This window comes from Achromobacter seleniivolatilans, assembly GCF_030864005.1.
GTDB classification, from domain to species: domain Bacteria; phylum Pseudomonadota; class Gammaproteobacteria; order Burkholderiales; family Burkholderiaceae_B; genus Achromobacter; species Achromobacter seleniivolatilans.
On sequence record NZ_CP132976.1, the window covers coordinates 5,820,225 to 5,841,987 of the forward strand.

Below are 21,763 nucleotides of genomic sequence, written 5' to 3' on the forward strand. Positions count from 1 at the left end.
GTCACGCGCGTTACGTTCTGTGCCCGGGAATTGCACTTCCTTATCCCTGCCATATATGGGCGTTACACCTGCCTCCGATAATGGCGGGCTTGTCTCGATAGACCAACCAGAGGTGATGCTGTGACCTGGCTGTATATCTGCGTGGTCGCGTTCACGGTGGGGGGACTCATCGTTGCGTCAGAGCGCTGGCACGGCGCTTTCACCGGCGATAGCGACCTTAATAAACCCCAAGCCAACCATTCCCGCGCTACGCCTCGCGTCGGCGGATTGGCCGTGCTCGCCGGTACGCTCGCTGGCCTGCTGGTGCTTGGCCCCAGCAACATGACGCTGACGTGGCTGTGGCCCGCGCTGTTTGTCGCCGCTTTGCCCGTGTTCGTCGCTGGCTTGCTGGAAGACATCACCAAAGACATTGGCGCCAGCAAGCGTTTGCTGGCTGCCTTTCTATCAGCGGCAATTGCTTGGTGGTTGCTGGGCGGTGTCAGCCGCGTCGGTATGGCGCCGGTGGATTATGTGTTGTCGTTCTGGCCCGTTTCGCTGTTGTTCACCATGTTCGCGGTGGGCGGCTGTACTCATGCCCTGAACATCGTTGACGGCATGAATGGCCTGGCCGGTATGGTTGCGACGCTGATGGCTGTGTCGATCAGCCTGGTTGCGCTGCAAGTCGGCGATGTGCCGATTTTCCTGGTGGCGGCTGCGCTGGCGTCTGCAACGCTGGGTTTTCTGGTCTGGAATTTTCCGTTCGGCCGGGTTTTCCTGGGCGATGGCGGCGCGTACTTCCTGGGCTTCATGCTGGCTGAATTGGCCGTGTTGCTGGTGGTGCGCAATCCGTCGGTGTCGCCGTTCTATGCCCTGGCCGTGTTGTTCTACCCCGTATTTGAAACGGGCTTTTCGATCTGGCGCCGCCGCTTCAAGCGTGGCGTACCCGTTGATCAGCCCGATGCCCTGCACTTGCACCAACTGGTCTTCCGCCGCCTGGTGCGCGTGACGTTCAGCCGCGGCCGGCGTCATGCCGTGCCGGCGCTGTGCAATGCGCTGGCTTCACCGTACATGTGGGTGCTGGCGCTGATCGGTCTGGTGCCCGCCACCATCTGGTGGGACAACCCTTGGGCGCTCAGCGCCAGCTTGGTCGTATTTGCCAGCGTCTATATCTGGCTGTATGCGAGGCTGGTGTCCTGGCGGCGTCCGGGATGGCTTCTGTTGCCATCCGTCTTGCGAACCTCCGATTAGTTTTGAGTGCCCCGGCGATAGCCGCCGGGGGCTCGGTTATCTATCACCCGACCATATTTAAATGCCGTAATCGTTATACGGTGAAGGGAGAGTTATGTTGCGAATTCAAGATGTCAAACTTGCGGTTGTTGGCCTTGGCTACGTCGGTCTGCCCCTGGCGGTAGAGTTCGGCAAGAAGCGCTCGGTCATCGGTTTCGATATCAATACGCGCCGTATTGACGCGCTTCGCGCGGGTCATGACCACACGCTGGAAGTCAGCGATGCCGAGCTCACTGAAGCTGCACACCTGACCTACACCGCTGACCGCGCCGAACTGGGCGAAGCCAATGTGTTCATCGTGACGGTGCCCACGCCCATCGACGAATACAAGCAGCCGGATCTGACGCCGCTGGTCAAGGCCAGCGAAACGATTGGCGCGGTGCTCAAGCGCGGCGACATCGTTATTTATGAGTCCACCGTTTACCCGGGCGCCACCGAAGAAGATTGCGTGCCGGTGCTGGAACGTGTGTCCGGCCTGAAGTTCAATGTGGACTTCTACGCGGGCTACAGCCCCGAACGCATCAACCCGGGCGACAAGGATCACCGCGTCAGCACGATCAAGAAGGTCACTTCCGGCTCCACGCCCGAAATCGCTGAACTGGTCGACCAGCTGTACAAGCAGATCATCACCGCGGGCACGCACAAGGCGTCCAGCATCCGGGTCGCCGAAGCCGCCAAGGTGATCGAGAACACGCAGCGCGACGTGAACATCGCGCTGATCAATGAACTGGCCCTGATCTTCAACAAGATGGGCATCGATACCGAAGCCGTGCTGCAAGCCGCCGGCACCAAGTGGAACTTCCTGCCGTTCCGTCCGGGCCTGGTGGGCGGTCACTGCATTGGCGTTGACCCGTATTACCTGACCCACAAGGCGCAATCGATTGGCTACCATCCCGAGATCATCCTGGCGGGCCGCCGCCTGAATGACTCGATGGGCGGGTATGTCGTGTCGCAACTGGTCAAGGCGATGACCAAGCGCCGCATCCATGTTCAGGGCGCGCGCGTCCTCGTCATGGGTCTGGCGTTCAAGGAAAACTGCCCTGATCTGCGCAACACGCGCATTGTCGACATCGTTCGTGAACTGGGCGACTACAACGTTGATGTGGACGTCTATGACCCGTGGGTGGATGCGGAAGAAGCCGTGCATGAATACGGCCTGACTCCGATCGCCAAACCCGAAGAGGGCAAGTACGACGCCGTCATTCTGGCCGTCGCTCACAATCAGTTCAAAGCCATGGGTGCCGAAGGCATCCGCAAGCTGGGCAAGGCGCAACACATTCTGTACGACTTGAAGTACGTGCTGTCGTCCGCTGAGTCCGACCTGCGCCTGTAAGGATTTCGATATGACTACTCGCTTTGACGCTATCAAGCAGGAACTGACGGCCGAGCCGCGTAAGTGGCTCGTGACCGGCTGCGCCGGCTTCATCGGTTCGAATCTGCTGGAAACCCTTCTGAAGTTGGGCCAGTCCGTCACCGGTCTGGATAATTTCTCCACTGGTTATCAACGCAATCTGGACGAAGTGCGCGCATCGGTGTCGCCCGAAGAATGGGCACGCTTCACCTTCGTAAAGGGCGATATCCGCGATCTGGACGCTTGCCAGCGCGCAGTGCAGGACGTGGATTTCGTGTTGCATCAGGCCGCGCTGGGTTCGGTGCCGCGTTCGCTGCAAGATCCGATCACCACCAATGACGTGAATATCGGTGGTTACCTGAACATGCTGGTTGCCGCGCGCGATGCTGGCGTGAAGTCCTTCGTGTACGCGGCCTCCAGTTCCACTTACGGTGACCATCCTGCGTTGCCCAAGGTTGAAGAGAACATCGGCAATCCCTTGTCGCCGTACGCCGTGACCAAGTACGTAAACGAGCTGTATGCAAGCGTGTTTGCCAGGTCGTATGGTTTCCAGACCGTCGGCCTGCGCTACTTCAACGTGTTCGGCAAGCGTCAGGACCCGGACGGCGCCTATGCTGCCGTGATCCCGAAGTGGACCGCCGCAATGATCCAGGGCCAGGACGTCACCATCAATGGCGACGGCGAAACCAGCCGCGACTTCTGCTTTGTGGATAACGCGGTGCAGGCCAATATTCTGGCCGCGATGGCGCCGCCGGAAGCGCGCGATCAGGTCTACAACGTGGCCGTCAGCGGCCGCAGCACCTTGAACGAACTGTTTGATTTCCTGGTGCAAGCGCTGGGCAACCAGAGCGTGAACTATGGCAAGAAACCGGTCTATGCCGATTTCCGCGCGGGCGATGTGCGCCATTCGCAGGCAGACGTCAGCAAGGCTGGCCGTCTGCTGGGCTACGAGCCCACGCATTCGGTGCTGCAAGGCCTGGAAGTAGCCATGCCCTGGTACACGCAATTCCTGCGTTGATTTGAAAGCGCTTATCCGAAAACTCGGCAACATCCACCCGGACCATCAGCGCATCTTCAAAGGCGCGTTCCGGGTGGCGGTGTTCTTGTTGTTGGGCAAGGCCGCAGGCGCCATCAAAGAGATGGCGGTGGCGTATCGCTATGGCGTCAGCGACGCCGTGGACGCCTACCAGTTCACGATGACCATGGCGACATGGCTGCCGGTCACGATCGTGGGCGTGCTGTCGGTGGTCTTGATTCCGGTGCTGGTGCGGCTGCGCCGCGCGGACAACGTCGAACGCGACCAATTCATCCGGGAACTGCAAGGCTGGGTGGCTGCGGCGGGTATCGCGCTGGCCATCATTACCTGGTTCGCCTGGCCGTATGTGGTGGATGCGCTAGGCAAGGGGTTGCCAGCTCGCGTGCGCGAAATGACGGGCGACCTGCTCATTGCGTTCGCTCCTGTGTCGGCATTGCTGCTGATTGCCGGTATCAGCGCTGCGCGCCTGCGTTCGCATGAGCGCCACGTCAACACCTTGCTCGATAGCGTGCCCGCAGTGGCGACACTGGCTTGGGTCATGCTGGCCGTCAGTGCCGATGGCGTGGGCCCGCTGCTTTGGGGCACGCTGGTAGGTTATGCCATTCAGACCGTCTGGCTGGCATGGCTGGCAGCGCGGGCCGATGGCGGGTTCTGGGGCGCACCGCGCCTGACCTTGCAATCGCCCCATTGGCCTGAATTGATGAGCGCGGCCGGTGTGATGTTGATCGGCCAGGTGGCGATGAGTTTTGTTGGTCCGCTGGATCAATACGCCGCCGCCAATCTGGGGGCAAATGCCAACGCAACGCTAGGCTACGCCAGCCGGCTGCTGTCCCTGATACTGGGCATTGGCGCCGTGTCAGTGGGGCGTGCTGCATTGCCCGTCCTGGCCGATGTGCAGGCTCGTGGCGACACCGCGCGCGCGCGGGCAATGGCGCTGAAATGGTCGGTACTGATGGTAGGTGCCGGCGCCGTGGCGGTGGCGATTGGCTGGGTGCTGGCGCCGTGGGGCGTTTCCGTACTGTTCCAGCGCGGCGCCTTCACTGCTGAAAACACGCAGGCCGTCGCACATGTGCTGCGCTGGGGGCTGCTGCAATTGCCGTTCTATTTTGGCGTGCTGATTCTGGTGCAATTGCTGGCCAGCCAGAACCGCTACCGCATCATGGCCGCCATCGCAGTTGCCAACTTTGCGTTGAAGGCTGCGTTGAATACCGTGCTGGCGCCTAAGATGGGCGCGGCCGGCATCATGTTGGCAACGAGCCTGATGTATGTGTTGTCTTTCGCCTGCTATCTGGTGGTGGCATTGCGCAAGGCGGAACCCAAAGAGGCCGATTGAATGTCCGTAGCCGAGTCCGGCCGAGCGCCGCGTGTCCTGCTGTTTATCCATTCGCTGCATGGTGGCGGCGCTGAACGCGTCGCGGCCGACTTGAGTGCGCATTGGGCTGGTATGGGCCGCGACGTGATGGTTGTCACGCAGGCCAGCGCCGAAGGCGACGTCTATGCGTTGCACCCGAACGTGCGCCGCGAAGTGCTGCATACGGCAGGAGAGGGCGGCGGTTTGCGGGGCATCTGGAGCAATGTGCAGCGTGTGCGCGCCTTGCGCCGGGTGGTCAAGGCGTTTCGCCCCGACATCGTGCTGGGCATGATGACGACAGCGTCCGTGCTGTCTGTGCTGGCTTGCACGGGCCTGTCCTGCCGCGTCATCGCGACCGAGCATACGCATCCGCCGTCACAGACCCTGTCGGGCTTGTGGCAGCGTTTGCGCCGTCTTACCTATCCCCGCGCCGCGCGTGTCGTGGCGCTGACCCGCGGCACAGCTGATTGGATCGAACAGCATGTGCCTGGTTCGCGCCTGGCTGTTATCCCCAACCCGGTGCACTGGCCGTTGCCGCGCGCGGAACCCATCTTGACGCCGGTATCCGGTGATGGCCGCAAACGTTTGTTGGCGGTTGGCCGTCTGCATGCAGACAAGGGGTTTGACCTGCTGATTCAGGCCTACGCGTTGCTGGCTGAATCGCATCCCGGCTGGGATCTGGTTATTCTGGGCGAAGGAAACGAGCGCGCCGCCTTGGAAGCGCAGGTGGAACAGGCAGGGCTGGCGTCACGTATATCGATGCCAGGCCGCGCCGGCAATGTCGGCGACTGGTATCAAAGCGCCGATCTGTATGTGCTGACCTCGCGTTTCGAGGGGCTGTCCAACACCTTGCTTGAATCCATGGCTAGCGGATTGGCCGCCGTATCTTTTGACTGCGACACAGGCCCGCGCGAAATCGTGCGCGAGGGAATTGACGGTGTGCTGGTGCGGCCCAATGGCGATGTGTCTGCCTTGAGCAAGGCGATGGCCGCCGTCATGGAAAACGATAGCGGCCGTCAGCGGATGGCGCAGGCGGCAACCGACGTGCGCGACCGTTTTTCGGCTGCGCGCGTGCTGCAAAAGTGGCAAGAACTTTTTGACGGTGTGCGTGCCCAGGGCCGATAGGCCCGCGCCGCATGCCGTTCCTACGGTGATCACGAGAACCTCATCATGTGTGGAATAGTCGGAATTTGGGGCCCGGTCGGGAATAAGGAACGCGTACTGGCGGAAAGCTGCCGGCGCATCCGTCACCGCGGGCCGGACAGCAACGGCTTCTGGGAAGATCCAGAGGCCGAGCTGGCGCTGGCGCACGTCCGTCTGGCGATCCTGGACTTGACTGAAGCCGGTCATCAGCCCATGACGTCCGCTTGCGGCCGCTTCGTGATGGTGTTCAACGGCGAGGTCTATAACCATCTGGACATCCGTAAGCAGCTTGAGCAATCGGCGCTGGCGCCGTCCTGGCGCGGGCACTCAGACACTGAAACGCTGCTGGCGGGCTTTACTGCGTTGGGCATTGAAGCCACGTTGCAGGCGGCCGTTGGCATGTTCGCCATTGCCCTGTGGGACCGCGCATCGCGCAAGCTGGTGCTGGCACGCGATCGCATGGGTGAAAAGCCGCTGTACTACGGCTATTCAGGCGCCGAGCTGGTGTTTGCGTCAGAGCTTAAGGGTCTGATGCCCATACCAGGATTCGGCCGTGACTTGAATCGCAATGCGTTGGCGTCGTTCATGCGCCACAACTACATTCCGGCGCCGCAGTCCATCTACGAAGGCATTGCCAAGCTGCCTCCGGGCACCTGGGTGGAATTCACGGCCGACGACACCCGTAGCCGCCGCATGCCCCAGCCGCGTGTGTACTGGTCGGCACGCGAAGCCGCCGACACCGCCGCGCGATCACCTCTGTCATTCCAGTCCGATGCCGAAGCAACAGAGGCGCTGGAAGGCGTGCTGGCCAAGGCGGTTGGCGGACAGATGCTCGCAGACGTGAGCCTTGGCGCGTTCCTGTCGGGCGGTATCGACTCGTCGACGATTGTCGCGTTGATGCAGGCGCAAAGCTCGAAGCCGGTCCGCACGTTTGCAATCGGTTTTCACGAGAAGGGCTACGACGAGGCCCAGCACGCCAAAGCTGTGGCCACGCACCTGGGCACGGATCACACCGAGTTGTACGTGACCGCCGCTGATGCGCTGGCCGTGGTGCCGTCCCTGGCGGATATGTACGACGAACCCTTTGCCGATTCGTCGCAGATTCCAACGTCGCTGGTAACACGCATGGCGCGTCAACACGTCACCGTGGCCTTGTCCGGCGACGGTGGCGATGAACTCTTCGGCGGTTACTCACGCTACTTCCGCGTGAACAACTGGTGGCAGCAATGCGAGCGCTTCCCTGCGTTGCTGCGCAAGCCCGCGGGCGCCTTGCTCAGCGCGTCCACCCATCTGCCTGGACGCGGCGCCTGGCGCGGCAAAGTCGGCAAACTGGGTGAGCTGTTGCGCGCCGATACGCGGGGCGAGTTCTACCGCCACTTCGTGTCGTATTGGGCTGATCCGACTTCGGTAGTGAAGGGCGGGGTCGAGCCGGTTTCTGAATTTGCGCAAGACATGCAGGGCACCACATTCGAAGCCATGATGAAGCTGGATACGGTGACCTACCTGCCCGACGACATCCTGGTCAAGGTGGACCGCGCGGCCATGGCCGTCAGTTTGGAAACGCGTGTGCCGCTGATTGATCACCGAGTCTATGAATTCGCCTGGAGCCTGCCGCACCAGTACAAGGTGCGAGGCAATACGGGCAAATGGCTGCTGCGTCAGGTGCTGCATCGCCATGTGCCGCAGGCACTGGTCGATCGGCCCAAGCGCGGGTTTGCCGTGCCGCTGGCCGCGTGGTTGCGCGGCCCGCTGCGGGAATGGGCCGATGCGTTGCTGGACCCGGCGCGCTTGCGCCAGGAAGGCTGGTTTGAACCGGAACCCATCCTGCGCAAGTGGCGCGAACACACGTCCGGCCATCGCAACTGGGACAGCCATCTGTGGGGCGTACTCATGATGCAAGCCTGGCTGGATCGTTATCGCACCGGGGCAGATCAAGGGGGAACGATTGGGAGTCTTTGACGAATGAAAATATTGATGCTGGTCAGTTCGATGCATGCAGGCGGCGCCGAACGGGTGGCTGCCACATTGGTGAGCGCATGGGCCGAACGCGGGGATTCCGTCACCTTGACGCCCACTTACTCGTCCAAGGGCACGTGTTTTTATCCGCTGTCTGACAAGGTCAACCTTGTCTGGCTGGCGGATTTGGCGGGTACACGGGCATCCGGGGGCTTTGCGGCCTTCAAGCGCCTGCTGGTGCTGCGCAAGCATATCCGCGATACCAAACCTGATGTGGTGGTGTCCTTTCTGACCAACGTCAATGTGGCCGCAATCCTGGCCACTCGCGGCCTGGGCGTGCCGCTCATCGTTTGTGAACGTACCAACCCGGTGGCCGAAACCACCACGGGTTCGGTGTGGCGCAGGCTGCGCCGCATTCTTTACCCGCGCGCCGACATGGTGACCGTTCAGGCTGAAGATACCGCCGGTCCGTTCTCTCGTCAGGTGCCCGGTATCAAGCGTCTGGCTGTCATTCCCAATCCTTTGCCCGCACCGTTGCTGGATGCTCCGCGCGTGCAGCAGCGTGATAGCGATGGCCCGCGTGAGCTGCTCGCGATGGGGCGTCTTGTCACCGACAAGCGGTTTGATCTGTTGATCGATGTGTTTGCGCAATTGGCGCCGTCGCATCCCGACTGGAATCTGCGTATCTGGGGCGAAGGCCCTGAGCGTGGTGCACTGGAGCAACAGGTTGAACGTCTGGGCCTGCAAACGCGGGTCAGTCTGCCTGGCCGCACTGAAACGCCGTGGGAAGAGTTGGCCCGAGGTCAGGCTTTTGTGTTGAGTTCGCTGGTGGAAGGGTTTCCGAATGTGCTGCTGGAAGCCATGTCGCTGGGCCTGCCCTGCGTGGCGTTCGACTGCCCCAGCGGCCCGCGCGAAATGACGCGTGATGGCCAGGATGCTTTGCTGGTGCCTACGGGTGATCGGGATGCCTTGCGCGATGCGCTGAACCGGGTATTGGGCGATGTGTCCCTGCGCCGTCAGCTGGGTGCGCGCGGCGCGGCGGCTGTGCGCCAGCGTTATGCGTTGGCCAGCGTGCTGTCCGAGTGGGACGAGTTGTTCGAAGCGGTGCGGGAGGGGCGATGAGCACCCCGGCATTGCGCATCCTGCATGTGATTACCGGCCTGGGGCAAGGGGGCGCGGAATCTGTTCTGCTGCGCCTGACAACCTATCCTGAGCCTGGCGTGGAGCACATCGTTGTGTCGCTGACCGACGAAGGCATCTACGGTGAACGGTTGCGGGAGGCCGGCGTTGCTGTGCACGCCTTGGGTATGAAGCGCGGTCGTGTGAGTCTGGGGGGATTCCTGGCCTTGCGCGCCCTGATCGCCAAGACGCGGCCCGACGCGGTGCAGACGTGGATGTATCACGCCGACCTGATCGGCGGCTTGGCCGCCCGTTTGGCGGGTGTGCGCGCAATCGCATGGGGCATACGCAATTCTGGAGCGCATCTGGAACGCAGCAGCCGTTCGGCGCGCATCGTGTTGCGCTTGTGTTCGATGTTGTCGGGCAGTGTGCCGCGTGCCATCGTTTGCGCGGCGCAGAATGCAGCGGAACGTCATGCGGAAAAGGGATACCGGCGCGACCGCATGGTCGTGATTTCCAATGGCTATGACCTGTCGCGCTACGCGCCGGATGCACTTGCCCGCTCACGCGTGCGCGCGCAATGGGGCGTGTCTGAAGATGCGCCGGTCATAGGCTGCGTGGCGCGTTGGGACCCCTTGAAGGATCACGCAAATCTGTTGCGCGCCGTGGCGGCTCTGGTGCGTGATGGGCGTGACGGCGGCTTGCGTTGCGTACTGATCGGCCGCGGGATGACGGCGGATAACGCCGAGCTTGCCGCACTGATCGACAAGCTGAACCTGCGCGATCGGCTGGTATTGGCCGGCCCTAGCGACGATGTGCCTGCCGTCATGAACGGTCTGGATCTGCACGTGCTTTCCAGCTGCGCGGAAGGGTTTCCCAATGTGGTGGCCGAGGCCATGGCCTGCGGTGTTTATTGCGTGGTAACCGATGTTGGCGACGCGGCCTACATCGTCGGCGATACCGGCGTGGTGGTGCCGCCTGAACAGGCGGAAGCTTTGGCCCGGGGCATTGAGACCGCGCTGTGTGATGTGGCCGCACGCGGCAGCCAGCGCGCGGGCGAAGCCGGGCGCGCGCGCGTGATGGAAAACTTTGATCTTGCCCGCATGGTGCAGCGCTATATGGACGTATGGCGCCGAATTTCTGGAGTTCAAGCATGAGCGCAGGACGCTGCCTGCTGTTTGTCGTCAATAACCCGGCGTTCTTCATGTCGCACCGAGTACCGGTGGCGCTGGCTGCGCAGCGTGCGGGTTACGACGTGCATGTGGCGACGATGGATGGTCCGGCCGTGGCCGATATCCAGGCGCTGGGCATGACGCATCACGTCATTCCCATGACGCGCAGCGGCAAGCATCCCTTGCAAGAGCTGGGCACCTTGATGGCTTTGCTGCGTCTGTTCCGCCGTTTGCGTCCACAGGTGGTGCACCTGGTCACTATCAAGCCTGTGCTGTATGGCGGCATCGCGGCGCGCCTTGCCCGCGTGCCGGGCATGGTGGCTGCGATCTCGGGGCTTGGGTTTGTTTTCTTGTCCAATTCGCTGAAGATGCGGATGGTGCGTTCGGTTGTTGCGCGTTTGTACCGGATCGCGCTTGGGCACCCGAACAGCCGCGTGATCTTTCAGAATGCCAACGATCGCGACCTGCTCAAGAAGATGGGCGCCGTGCGCGATGAGCAGGTCGTCATGATTCGTGGCGCGGGCGTGGACCTGAATGCTTATCGCGCCTTGCCAGAGCCACCTGCACCGCCCATCGTGGTGACCATGGTGGCGCGCCTGTTGCGCGACAAAGGCGTGCAGGAATTTGTGCAGGCCGCCCGTCTGTTGCGTGACCGTGCAGTGCCTGTGACGATGCAACTGGTAGGTGGCGTGGATGCGGGCAATCCCGCTTCGGCCACGCAAGATGAAGTGGACGCCTGGCAGCGCGATGGCGCCGTGCGAGCGTTGGGCGAGCGGTCGGATGTGGCTGCACTGTATGCGGCGTCGCACATCGCGGTGCTGCCCTCTTACCGCGAAGGTCTGCCCAAGTCACTGATCGAAGCCGCAGCGTGCGCGCGCGCCGTGGTGACGACGGACGTGCCGGGTTGCCGGGATGCCATCGAACCCGGAACCACCGGCTTGCTCGTGCCCGTGCGTGATGCAGAGGCGCTGGCGGACGCGATTGCTCGCTTGGCGCAAGACCCGGCATTGCGGCAGTCCATGGGCACGGCCGGCCGTGCCCTGGCTGAACGCGAGTTCAACATCGAGCGAGTGGCCCGCATTCATGTTGACCTGTACGACACACTTAGCGCTTGATCTGCCACGCTAGAAGAAACGGACCCGCAAGGGTCCGTTTTGACATCAGCCGTGTACAAGCCGCTTCAATGCTTGCGGGAGATGGCGTCGATCCAGAAGCGGGTGGACGGGTCCTGGCGGCTGGTTTGCGGCGAGTCGAGTTCGCGCATGATGTTCTTGGCCAACACTTTGCCAAACTCAACACCCCATTGATCGAAGGGGTTGATGCCCCAGATCACGCCTTGCGTGAAGACTTTGTGTTCGTACAGGGCCAGCAAGGCGCCCAGGGTAAAGGCTTCCAGGCGGGGCAGCACGATCAGCGATGACGGTCGGCCTCCCGGGTGGACGCGATGTTGCGCCAGCACTCGGGCGCGGGCCGGATCACTTTCCGTTGCCGAGGCTTCCGCGAGCGCTTCGTCGAAGGTTTTGCCACGCAGAAGCGCGGAACGCTGGGCCAGGCAATTAGCGATCAGCAGTTCATGGTGACGTGCGTACGCATGATCCGGCTGCTCGCACAGGATGAAGTCCACGGGCGCGCCCATACTGTCCTGGTGCAGCCATTGAAAGAAGGTGTGCTGGCAGTCGGTGCCCGACATGCCCCACACGGCGGGGCCGGTGGGCACGCCCGTGGGGCTGCCGTCAGCGGTAGCGACCTTGCCCAGCGATTCCATTTCCAGCTGCTGCGCCCAAGGCACGATGTGATAAAGCCGTGAGTCGTACGGGGCAATGACCAGCGAGTCATAGCCCAGCACGCTGCGGTTGACGACGCCCGCCAACGCCAGCTGCACGGGAGCGTTGTCGGCTATTTCCGCGGTGCGGAAATGTTCGTCCATCGCGGCGGCGCCCGCCAGCAACTGATCAAACGCATCGGTGCCAAGCGCCAGGGCGATCGGCAGACCAATGGCCGACCACAGCGAATAGCGGCCGCCCACCCAATCCCAGATCTGGAAGATATGGTCGGGCAGAATGCCCAGATTCAGTGCGGCTTCGACATTGGCGGTGATCGCCACGACCTGCTTGATCGGGTCTGCCACGCCAGCGTCGCGCAGCCAATTCATGGCGACTTCGGCGTTGGCCAGCGGTTCGGTAGTGGTGAAGGACTTGGAGGCAACAATGACCAAGGTATCGTGCGGGTCCAGCCGGCTCATAGCGTCGGCGACGGAATGCGAGTCCACGTTCGAGGCGAAGCGCACTTCGCGCCGCGTACTGCCGTGACGCAATGCGCGCGTCACCAACCGCGGACCCCAATCGCTGCCGCCGATGCCCAGGTGCAGCACGCAGCCGTAACGGCCAGCAGCATCCGCATCGCGCACGAACTGCCGCAGACGCTCGCGCTCGGCCAATATCGCACCGGCCACCATCGCGGGCGGAACAGGCGCGCGCAAAGCGGTATGCCAGGCTGCGCGGCCCTCGGTCCAGTTGGCATTGCCCCCATCAAACAGCTGGGCGCGCGCCGCGTCAAAGCCCTGCTGGGTCAGCAATGCGGCCGATGCGTCTTGCAATGCAGGGGAGTGCGCCTGAGCGCTGAGATCGAGGCGCAGGCCCGGGGCATTGACTAGCCGCAATTGTTCGCCACGCAGCGATGCCGCGGACGCTGCGGCGGCGAACGGTTGCCATGCCGGGCTATTGGTCAAAGACATAGGCGGGTCAGAAAGGCAGCGCCGCGTCCGGCGCGAGCTTGCTCAACTCGCGGCGGAAATCGGCCTGGATGCGTTCGAGCGCTTCGGCGGTCTGCGCCTCAAAGCGCAGCACGACAACGGGGGTAGTGTTCGAGGGGCGGGCCAGACCAAAACCGTCCGGGTATTCGGCGCGCACGCCATCGATCGTGATGACCTGCTTGGCGCCAGGGAACTGCCCTTGCTCTTGCAATGCTTTGACGAGCGCGAACGGTTGGCCTTCTTCCATTTCCAACTTCAGTTCGGGCGTCGAAACGTCTTGAGGCAAGGCTTCCAGCGGCGCGCACGGATCGGCAAATCGCGACACGATTTCCAGCAGGCGCGCACCGGTGTACAGGCCGTCGTCAAAGCCGTACCAGCGCTCCTTGAAGAAGATGTGGCCGCTCATTTCGCCCGCCAAAGGCGCGCCGGTTTCGGCCAGCTTGGCCTTGACCAGCGAGTGCCCGGTTTTCCACATCAGCGGCACACCGCCTGCGGCTTCAACCGAAAGGCCGACGTGGCGGCTGCACTTGACGTCATAGATGATGGTGGCGCCGGGGTTGCGTTCCAGCACATCGCGGGCGAACAGCACCAGTTGGCGGTCAGGCCAGATGATCCGTCCCGATTTTGTGATGACGCCCAGGCGGTCGCCGTCGCCGTCAAATGCCAGCCCCAGTTCGCAGTCGGTCTCGGCCACGCACTTGATCAGGTCTTGCAGGTTTTTCGGTTCAGCCGGATCGGGATGGTGATTCGGGAAGGTGCCGTCCACGTCGCAGAACAGCTCGGTGACCTCGCAGCCCAGGGCGCGGAACAATTGGGGAGCGACTGCGCCGGCGACGCCGTTGCCGCAGTCGATCGCGATCTTCATGGGACGGGCCAACTTGATGCCCGATGCCACGCGGGCGATGTAAGCCTCTATCAAGTCAAGCTGGCGGCGGGTGCCGGCACGCGCCGCCGGGGCGGGGCTGGCGCCGTTCATTGCCGTTCCCAGCGCTTGCACATCGTCGCCGTACAGGGCGCGCCCGCCCATCATCATCTTGAAACCGTTGTATTTCGGCGGATTGTGGCTGCCCGTAATGGCGACGCCAGAGCCCGTTTGCATGATGTGCGTCGCGAAATAGACCAGCGGGGTGGGGACCATGCCGATGTCCAGCGTGTCCACGCCGCCTTCCAGCATGCCTTCCTGCAATGCCAGGGACAGCATTTCGCTGCTCAGGCGGCCATCGCGGCCGACAACCAGCGTCTGCACGCCTTCGGCACGCGCCCGGGCGGCCAGCGCCACGCCAAGCGCGCGGGCGAATGAGGCGTCGATCAGGTCCGGCACGGTGCCGCGGATGTCATACGCCTTGAATACCGAGGCCGGAAATTGCGTGTTGTTGCCCACGGCGAATCCTTGGAGAGGGAGTTACAGCGCGAATTTTGATGGGAGGTAATGGTAAACCCAGATATCAAAACCCGTCTGGCAAGAGGGTCAAAGGCGAATTATCCTCCATTGGCGGCGATCCCTTCATCCGACGGGAGGTGTACGGCGTCTAAGGGGTGGCGCGCGCCCTGATTTGGTGCGTAGGGGGCATGTTCTGCTTTGATCCGGTGCGGCGGATAAGGGGCTGGAAAGTCATTGCCCGGGGGGCGTGCGGTGGCACAAAACTTGCTCGTCATCCGAAGGTGATACGCTTGCTATGCAAGCAGAAAGACCAGGAGGGGCCATGGGCGCCAAAGTTTCTACCGTAATGTCATCAAGAGGCGCCACCAGCAGGCGAGGCCCTCCCACGGACTATGCGGGTCCCGCAGCCGGCCGCGAACGCAGGCTCGATATCCACGTATGCGTCTCGGAAACAGGCGAATTGGCGACCAGCCGCGCCTGGGAGCGCAGCGTCTGGCGCGAGGCCCGCGTGCTGATCGCCGAATGTCCGGCCCCCCATCTGCCATCTTCCATCGAGACCGCATTGCGCACCGTCGCGTCCAGTGTGGCGCGGGATCGCGGGTGGCAAGGCATGGGCACGGTGGCCTTTTCGCTGGATGACCGCAGCGGAGTGTTCCGCGTGATTGGCGCCGAAGCCCAGCCGCATTCGGGGGCCACGGTGGACAGCCACGAACCGGGCGCTGCCCACGCGCTGGAGGTCCGAATTGATGGTTGTGTGGACCGGCGCTTGCCGTGCACGCGCCTGCTGGTTTGCGGGGCAACGCGTGGCGAGGTCTTGCGGCGCGCCTACCGCGCACTCTCGGAAATGCCTGGCCCAGCCGGCACAGATCGCGCCTTTCTGATGAACCGCATTGCGTCCCGCGCTTTTTGCTCGGGCCTGACGGGCACGCGCCTGGATCAGGCGGTGGGATAGCCCGGCACTTCTGCCGGGCGATTCCGACCCTACAATAGACCGCACATCCCTTTCACTGCGCCTGGACGCGACCCAGGCCATCCTTGTGCGGTGTTTATGACTTTGCTGAGCGATCTTCAGTCCCTGCTGGGTTTTACCCACGTGTTGACCGGCGCGGATGCCGAAAACTATGTGCTGGACTGGCGCCGCCGCTATCGCGGTAGCGCGTTGGCCGTGATCCGGCCCGGTTCGACCCAAGAGGTGGCATCCGCCGTGAAGCTGTGCGCGCATCATGGCGTGCCATTGGTGCCGCAGGGCGGGAACACCGGCCTGTGCGGCGGGGCAACCCCGGATGATTCAGGCACCGCTATCGTGCTGTCCACGGCCCGCCTGACGGCCATCCGCGCGCTGGACCCCGACAACGACACCATTACCGTGGAAGCGGGCTGCATTCTGCAAGCCGTGCAAGAAGCCGCCGCTGCGGCCAACCGACTGTTTCCCCTCAGCCTGGCCGCCGAAGGCAGTTGCACGATTGGCGGCAACCTGGCTACGAACGCCGGTGGCACCCAGGTGCTGCGCTATGGCAATACCCGCGATCTGACCTTGGGGCTGGAAGTCGTCACAGCAGAAGGCGAAATCTGGAACGGGCTGCGGGGCTTGCGCAAAGACAACACGGGTTACGACCTGCGTGACTTGTATATCGGCAGCGAAGGAACGCTGGGCATCATTACCGCGGCCACGCTGAAATTGTTTCCGCGCCCGGTGGCCTCTTGCACGGCATTGCTGACTTTGGACAGCATCGACAATGCGGTAGAACTGCTGTCGCGCGCCCGCTCGGGGTTTGGCGCCGCATTGACGGGCTTTGAACTCATGAGCGGCGCTTGCCTGCAAGCCGTTGTGCGCCTGTTCCCGCAGCAGCGTCTGCCCTTTGATGGCGCGTCCGCGGCATCTCCCTGGTTTGCGCTGCTTGAACTTTCCGATAGCGAAAGCGAAAGCCATGCGCGTGAACGCTTTGAGACCGTGCTGGGCGACGCCATCGATGACGGCCTGGTGAACGATGCCGCCATTGCTGCCAATGTGGCGCAGAGCAAGGCTCTGTGGCATCTGCGCGAGAGCATTCCGCTGGCCGAGGCCGAACTGGGCAAATCGGTTAAGCACGACGTGTCGATCCCGATCTCGTCCATTGCCGGGTTTGTGCACAAGACCAACGCCCTGCTGCAAGCGCGGTTCCCCGGCGTACGTCATGTGATCTTCGGCCATTTAGGCGATGGCAACCTGCATTACAACGTGGCTAACGCGGCCGGTCAGACCGAGGCCGAACTGTTGGCGCTGCAAAACGAGATTTATGGCGTGGTGCATGACAGCGTCCACGCGCATAACGGGTCCATCAGCGCCGAGCACGGCGTGGGTCAACTCAAGCGCGACGAATTGCCGCGCTACAAAAGCCCTGTGGAACTGGCGCTGATGCGCCGGATAAAGCGTGCGCTGGACCCGCAAGGACTCATGAATCCTGGCAAAGTGCTGCAATCCTAGTGCGCCGCAACGCCGTCACTTTACATTCGGAGGCCTAACCATGGCAGTCAGCCCTGCGGCGGGTGGGAATCACCGGATACTGATCGTTGAAGACGATCCCATCATCTCCGGCAATCTGTATACCTTCCTGGAGGCGCGGGGTTTCCTGCCTGACGCGGCCTACACCGGACACTCTGCGTTGGAGCGGATCAAGGAGCAGCGCTTTGATGCGTTGATTCTGGACATCGGCCTGCCAGGCATGGACGGCAATGCGGTGCTGCATACCTTGCGCAACGAGATGCGCGTGGCGGTGCCTGTGTTGATGCTGACCGCGCGCGACAGCCTGGAAGACAAGCTTGCGGGGTTTTCCCACGGCGCGGACGACTATCTGACCAAACCCTTTGCGTTGCTGGAAGTCGAGGCCCGCTTGCTGGCTCTGATTCAGCGAGCCAAAGGCGCAACGGTGGATTCGGTACGCGAGTTTGGTCCGGTGCAGTACGACACGCGTACCCGCAGCGTGTCAGTCAATGGCCACCCGGTACATCTTACGCGCAAGGCTGGCCTCATCATGGAAGCGTTGATGCGTGATCCTGGCAGGGTGGTGGCGCGTGAAGAGTTGGAGTCGATGCTGTGGGGCAACGAGCCGCCTTCCTCGGATGCGCTGCGCAGTCAGGTGCACCTGCTGCGCCGCGCCTTGGCGGAAGCCGGCTTTGACGGCATAGAGACCATGCACGGCACGGGCTGGCGGCTGACCTTGAGCGGAGCCAGTTCATGACTCGCGCGGCTGGAGGCACACTGACCCAGCGTGTGGTGTGGGCGCTGACGGGGACCGTCGCGTTGTTCGTGACAGCGCTTGCCTTGCTGGCTTACCTGACGTTCGACCAGATGGAAGACGATCTGGTCAACGATATTTTGAATACCGAGATGGATCGCCTGGTGCAGCATGCGCGTGCCAGCGACGAATTCATGCCGCGCCAAGGGGTACGCGAACTGGGCGGCTCGATGCGGGCCTGGATGAGTGTGGACGGTCAGCGGCCGGCCGGCATTCCCGACGAGGTGCTGGCTCTGGACAGTGGGCTGCATCTGATTGAACCCGGCGCCTATACCTGGCATGTGATGGTGGCCGAGACCGGCCGGGGCAAGGTGTATTTGCTGTACGACGCGACCGACAACGAAGAGCGGGTTCACGACTTTGGCCTGATCGTGCTGGGCGTGGGCGCCATTTGCGTGGTGGGCGCCTACTCGCTGTCTCGGCGCGTGGCGGCCGTGGCGGTGGGGCCGCTGCTGGATCTGACCGATCGGCTGGCGACTTGGGCCCCCGGATCTCCCGATATGGCGGTGACGCGCGACGACGAGGCGGGCCGGCTGATTGAGGCTTTCAACCGGGTGCAGAATCAGGTCGACCGATCCATCGCCCGCGAACGGGAATTTGCCGGCAACCTGAGTCACGAGGTGCGCACGCCGCTCGCCGCCATACGCTCCGATAGCGAATTGATGCTGCTGACGCAGGCGTTGACGCCCGATCAGCGCCAGCGGTTGACCCGGATTGTGGATAACGTAGATGACGTGATTGTCTGCCTGGAAAGCGCCCGGGCGATGGCACGCGATCAGTTGCGTCCGCCCGAGCCCGTGGACATCGCGGAGTGCATGGAAGATGCCTGGCGCGGTTATGAGGCGCAAGCCGGTTTGGCAGAGTTGCGTTTTGACAATCAGATTGCGCAAGGGCATGTGCTTACCCTGGACCGCTATGCCTTGTTGACCGTGATGCGCAATCTGGTCCGAAACGCGGTGGAACATGCCGCTCCGGCGACTCTGACGGCGAGCTTCAGCGCGCAGGGCGTGCTTGAGCTTGGGGACAACGGCAAGGGCATTAATGCCGACGATCTGCCGTTTTTATTCCGCCGTTACTACAGCGGCCGTATGCGCGATTCAACGGCCGGCAGCCGTGACGAGACGGCCCGCGGGCTGGGGCTGGCTATTGCCAAGCGTGTCTGTGACATGCAGGGATGGTCGCTCACAGTGGAATCATCACGCGAAGCCGAACCCCGTGGTACGCGATTCTCTTTGGATTTTGGTAGCGCCATTGCGACGGCTGATACCCCGCCACGCAGCAAGCCGACGGGCGGACAGGGTCAAATTTGACGAATATTCAACTATTGGCGTTCTAAGCTCGTCGCTTATCCGAATCGGCCTTCGCCTCTCGACCCCATGTCGTCCTCAATGCTGTCCGCGGCCCGCGCGCCGACGAGAGTCTCGTATTTTTTCAGTCAGATAGTCGGGGTGACACTGGTCTTGGCCTGCCTGGCTTGGTGGGCCAACGTGTCCGGGCTGGACTTGCGGATCGGCAGGGCGCTGTTCGATCCGGTCCTGGACGACTTTCCACTGCATATGAACCGCTGGCTGGAGCTGGTGGGCCACCGAATGGTTCTGGCTGTGCCGATCGGCGTGGCGCTGGCCGCCGTCGGCGTGGCGGGCGCGAGTTTCCGCATTCCCGCCTGGCGTCCGTGGCGGGGCGCCGCCTTGGCGTTGGCCGCCACCTGTGTCGTAGGTCAACTGGCGGTGAACGTGCTCAAGCACTACACCACATTGCCTCGGCCCTATGACCTGGACACCTTGGGCGGCTACACGCCGTATCCACTGCATTGGTGGACCTGGGCGCGTGAGCGGGCGGGGGGCGCATTGCCTAGCGGGCACGCCGGCGCGGGTTATTCAATGCTGACTTTGTATTTCGTCGGTTGGGCGCTCGGCCGGCCGGCCTGGCGCTGGTGGGGATTGGCAGTTGGTGTGACGGCGGGTGTGGGCTTCTCGGTGGTGCGCATTCTGCAAGGAGCCCATTTCCTGAGCCAGACACTGTGGTCCGCCGCTCTGATGTGGTTTTTGGCGGCTCTATTCTTCTATCCGGTCATTGCAGGACGAACCGCCGCGCGCGGTCCGTCCCGTGCCCAATCCGCCTAATTCAACAGCACCCCAGGCAGCCAGAGCGAAAACGCTGGCACATACGTCACCAGCGCCAGCGCCGCCAGCAGCGCCCCGTAGAACGGCCAAATGGTGCGCATCACTGTCCCGACCGACACACCGCCGATCGCGCACCCCACGAACTGCGTGGTGCCCACGGGTGGCGTGTTCAGCCCCAATGCGCAGTTCAAGAGCATGACGATGCCAAATTGCACGGGCCCCATGCCGTACTGCATGCATATCGGCAGAAAGATCGGCGTGCAGATCAGGATGGTGGCGGCCATGTCCAGGAACGTGCCGAGCACGAACAGGATGATGTTGACCATCAGAAAGATGGCCCAGGGGCTGGTCGACACCGACGCCATGAGTTCGCCGGTTTTCTCCGCCACACCGTAGAAACTGATCAGGTAGCCGAAGGTTGCCGAAATGCCGATCAGCAGCAACACCACGCCGGTCGTCTTTACGGCTTTGCTGGCAGCTCGCACGAACTGATCCCAGGTCAGCGAGCGATACACGAAGATCGTCAACGCCAGCGCATACAGCACCGCCACTGCTGCGGATTCCGTGGCGGTGAACACGCCGCTCAGGATGCCCGCGATGATCAGCACGACGACGAACAGGCCGGGCGCCGCCGCAACCAACGAACGCAGCACGATATGCCAACCGGGAAAGGTGCCTGCCGGATACCCGCGGCTGCGCGCCACGAAATACGCCGCTGCCAGATTGCATAGGGTCAGGATCACCGCTGGAACCACGCCGGCCGCGATCAACGCCGCGATCGACACCTTGCCGCCGGCCGCCAGCGTATAGATGATGATGTTGTGGCTGGTGGGCATCAACGCGCCAACCAGCGCTGCGTGCGTGGTGACGTTCACCGCGTAGTCTGCGTGATAGCCCTCGCGCTTCATCATCGGAATCATGACTGATCCCATGGCCGATACATCCGCCACTGGGGAACCCGATACGCCGCCAAACAGCGTGCAAGCTACCACGTTGGACATACCCAGACCGCCGCGCACATGTCCCACCAGCGATTTGGCGAACGTCACGATACGGTCGGCGATGCCGCCGTACAGCATCAGTTCACCGGTGAAGATGAAGAACGGGATGGCCAGGAACGAAAAGGCGTTCATGCCTGACGTCATCTGCTGGAAGGCCACTGCCAGCGGCAGGTCCTCATACATGATCGCGGTGATGGACGACAGGCCTATGGCGAAAGCCACCGGCACCCCGATCACGAGGAACCCCATGAACGTAAAGGAAAGCAGTGTCAGCGCCATGCTGGTACCACCTTTTGGTTGCGCAGGATGGCGATGATGTGCTCGATGGAAAAGAGCGCAATCAAGGTGCCCGAGAGGGTTGCGGGGATGTACTTCCAGGCGTTGGAAATTCCCAGGTTGGGAATCTTGTAGGCCGCGACGGACTCGGCCAGCATGGCGCAGTTCCAGGCCATCAGCACGCCAAACAGCAGCACGAGCAGATGGATGAAGATCCGCAGCCGTCGTTGAGCGGTGGCGGGCAGTGCGTCCTGCAGCGACTCAAAGCCGATATGGCCCGCATCGCGCACGCCGACTGCCGCGCCCAGCATCGTCACGTACAGCACCAGCAGCAGTGCCAGGCTTTCCGCCCAGGTCGGCGTGTTGTTGAGCACGTGGCGGCCGACAATCTGCAAGGTGACCGCAATGATCAGGCAGACCAGCCCGAACACGCTGGTCCACATGCACATGCGCGCAAGCCAGGCGCAGCCGCGGGTGTAGGCATCCAGCGGGGCAGCCAGGGCTTGCGCCCGGCCCCCCGCGGTCACATCTGGGTCATTCGTGGGTGTGGCCAACATGGAG

18 protein-coding genes are annotated in these 21,763 nt (G+C 62.8%); 14 read left to right on the forward strand and 4 right to left on the reverse strand.

Features of this window, described 5'->3' with window-relative positions; genetic code table 11:
- Positions 1 to 120: 120 nt before the first annotated feature.
- The 9 genes from RAS12_RS26375 (at position 121) to RAS12_RS26415 (ending at position 11,509) form a co-directional block, all read left to right on the forward strand.
- A complete protein-coding gene (locus tag RAS12_RS26375) occupies positions 121 to 1,227 on the forward strand; it encodes an MraY family glycosyltransferase (protein WP_306942938.1) in 1,107 nt (368 codons plus the stop codon).
- Between the two features lie 94 nt (positions 1,228 to 1,321).
- Positions 1,322 to 2,599, forward strand: coding sequence for a Vi polysaccharide biosynthesis UDP-N-acetylglucosamine C-6 dehydrogenase TviB (gene tviB, locus RAS12_RS26380; protein ID WP_306942940.1), 1,278 nt, complete (start codon positions 1,322 to 1,324; stop codon positions 2,597 to 2,599).
- 10 nt (positions 2,600 to 2,609) lie between these two features.
- On the forward strand, positions 2,610 to 3,635 hold the full coding sequence (locus RAS12_RS26385; RefSeq protein ID WP_306942942.1) for an SDR family oxidoreductase: 1,026 nt from the start codon (positions 2,610 to 2,612) through the stop codon (positions 3,633 to 3,635).
- A 1-nt stretch (position 3,636) separates the two neighbouring features.
- On the forward strand, positions 3,637 to 4,986 hold the full coding sequence (gene murJ, locus RAS12_RS26390; protein WP_306942944.1) for a murein biosynthesis integral membrane protein MurJ: 1,350 nt from the start codon (positions 3,637 to 3,639) through the stop codon (positions 4,984 to 4,986).
- Entirely contained in the window at positions 4,987 to 6,129 is a 1,143-nt protein-coding gene (locus tag RAS12_RS26395) for a glycosyltransferase family 4 protein (protein WP_306942946.1), read from the forward strand.
- 45 nt (positions 6,130 to 6,174) lie between these two features.
- The gene (asnB, locus tag RAS12_RS26400; protein WP_306942947.1) at positions 6,175 to 8,106 is read left to right on the forward strand and encodes an asparagine synthase (glutamine-hydrolyzing); all 1,932 of its coding nucleotides are present in this window, start codon (positions 6,175 to 6,177) and stop codon (positions 8,104 to 8,106) included.
- A gap of 3 nt (positions 8,107 to 8,109) precedes the next feature.
- Positions 8,110 to 9,225: a glycosyltransferase family 4 protein gene (locus RAS12_RS26405; RefSeq protein ID WP_306942949.1), complete on the forward strand. Its 1,116-nt coding sequence runs from the start codon at positions 8,110 to 8,112 to the stop codon at positions 9,223 to 9,225.
- Positions 9,222 to 10,379 (forward strand): glycosyltransferase family 4 protein, encoded by a 1,158-nt coding sequence (locus RAS12_RS26410; RefSeq protein WP_306942952.1) that lies wholly within the window; start codon positions 9,222 to 9,224, stop codon positions 10,377 to 10,379. Before RAS12_RS26405 ends, RAS12_RS26410 begins: the two co-directional genes overlap by 4 nt.
- Positions 10,376 to 11,509, forward strand: coding sequence for a glycosyltransferase family 4 protein (locus RAS12_RS26415; RefSeq protein WP_306942953.1), 1,134 nt, complete (start codon positions 10,376 to 10,378; stop codon positions 11,507 to 11,509). Before RAS12_RS26410 ends, RAS12_RS26415 begins: the two co-directional genes overlap by 4 nt.
- Positions 11,510 to 11,574: 65 nt before the next feature.
- Here the strand turns inward: RAS12_RS26415 and pgi are convergent, their stop codons facing one another.
- Both pgi and RAS12_RS26425 read right to left on the reverse strand, forming a co-directional pair.
- A complete protein-coding gene (gene pgi / locus RAS12_RS26420) occupies positions 11,575 to 13,128 on the reverse strand; it encodes a glucose-6-phosphate isomerase (RefSeq protein WP_306942955.1) in 1,554 nt (517 codons plus the stop codon).
- A gap of 7 nt (positions 13,129 to 13,135) precedes the next feature.
- Positions 13,136 to 14,527: a phosphomannomutase/phosphoglucomutase gene (locus RAS12_RS26425; RefSeq protein WP_306942957.1), complete on the reverse strand. Its 1,392-nt coding sequence runs from the start codon at positions 14,525 to 14,527 to the stop codon at positions 13,136 to 13,138.
- Between the two features lie 322 nt (positions 14,528 to 14,849).
- On the opposite strand from RAS12_RS26425, the gene RAS12_RS26430 reads away from it, so the two are divergent.
- From RAS12_RS26430 to RAS12_RS26450, 5 genes are all read left to right on the forward strand, one after another.
- Positions 14,850 to 15,479 (forward strand): BPTD_3102 family carboxylase-like protein, encoded by a 630-nt coding sequence (locus RAS12_RS26430; protein ID WP_306942960.1) that lies wholly within the window; start codon positions 14,850 to 14,852, stop codon positions 15,477 to 15,479.
- A gap of 96 nt (positions 15,480 to 15,575) precedes the next feature.
- Complete coding sequence (locus RAS12_RS26435) at positions 15,576 to 16,991, forward strand: FAD-binding oxidoreductase (RefSeq protein WP_306942962.1); 1,416 nt, start codon at positions 15,576 to 15,578, stop codon at positions 16,989 to 16,991.
- A 40-nt stretch (positions 16,992 to 17,031) separates the two neighbouring features.
- Positions 17,032 to 17,745, forward strand: a complete 714-nt coding sequence (locus RAS12_RS26440) for a response regulator transcription factor (protein WP_306942964.1) — start codon at positions 17,032 to 17,034, stop codon at positions 17,743 to 17,745.
- Complete coding sequence (locus RAS12_RS26445; protein WP_306942966.1) at positions 17,742 to 19,112, forward strand: sensor histidine kinase; 1,371 nt, start codon at positions 17,742 to 17,744, stop codon at positions 19,110 to 19,112. The genes RAS12_RS26440 and RAS12_RS26445 overlap by 4 nt, the downstream gene beginning before the upstream one ends.
- Before the next feature lie 138 nt (positions 19,113 to 19,250).
- The gene (locus tag RAS12_RS26450) at positions 19,251 to 19,925 is read left to right on the forward strand and encodes a phosphatase PAP2 family protein (protein ID WP_306942968.1); all 675 of its coding nucleotides are present in this window, start codon (positions 19,251 to 19,253) and stop codon (positions 19,923 to 19,925) included.
- Here RAS12_RS26450 and RAS12_RS26455 read toward each other — a convergent pair.
- Together RAS12_RS26455 and RAS12_RS26460 are read right to left on the reverse strand one after the other, a co-directional pair.
- Positions 19,922 to 21,205, reverse strand: a complete 1,284-nt coding sequence (locus tag RAS12_RS26455; protein ID WP_306942969.1) for a TRAP transporter large permease — start codon at positions 21,203 to 21,205, stop codon at positions 19,922 to 19,924. The genes RAS12_RS26450 and RAS12_RS26455 overlap by 4 nt on opposite strands.
- Positions 21,196 to 21,759 (reverse strand): TRAP transporter small permease, encoded by a 564-nt coding sequence (locus RAS12_RS26460; protein ID WP_306942971.1) that lies wholly within the window; start codon positions 21,757 to 21,759, stop codon positions 21,196 to 21,198. Before RAS12_RS26460 ends, RAS12_RS26455 begins: the two co-directional genes overlap by 10 nt.
- Positions 21,760 to 21,763 lie beyond the last annotated feature (4 nt).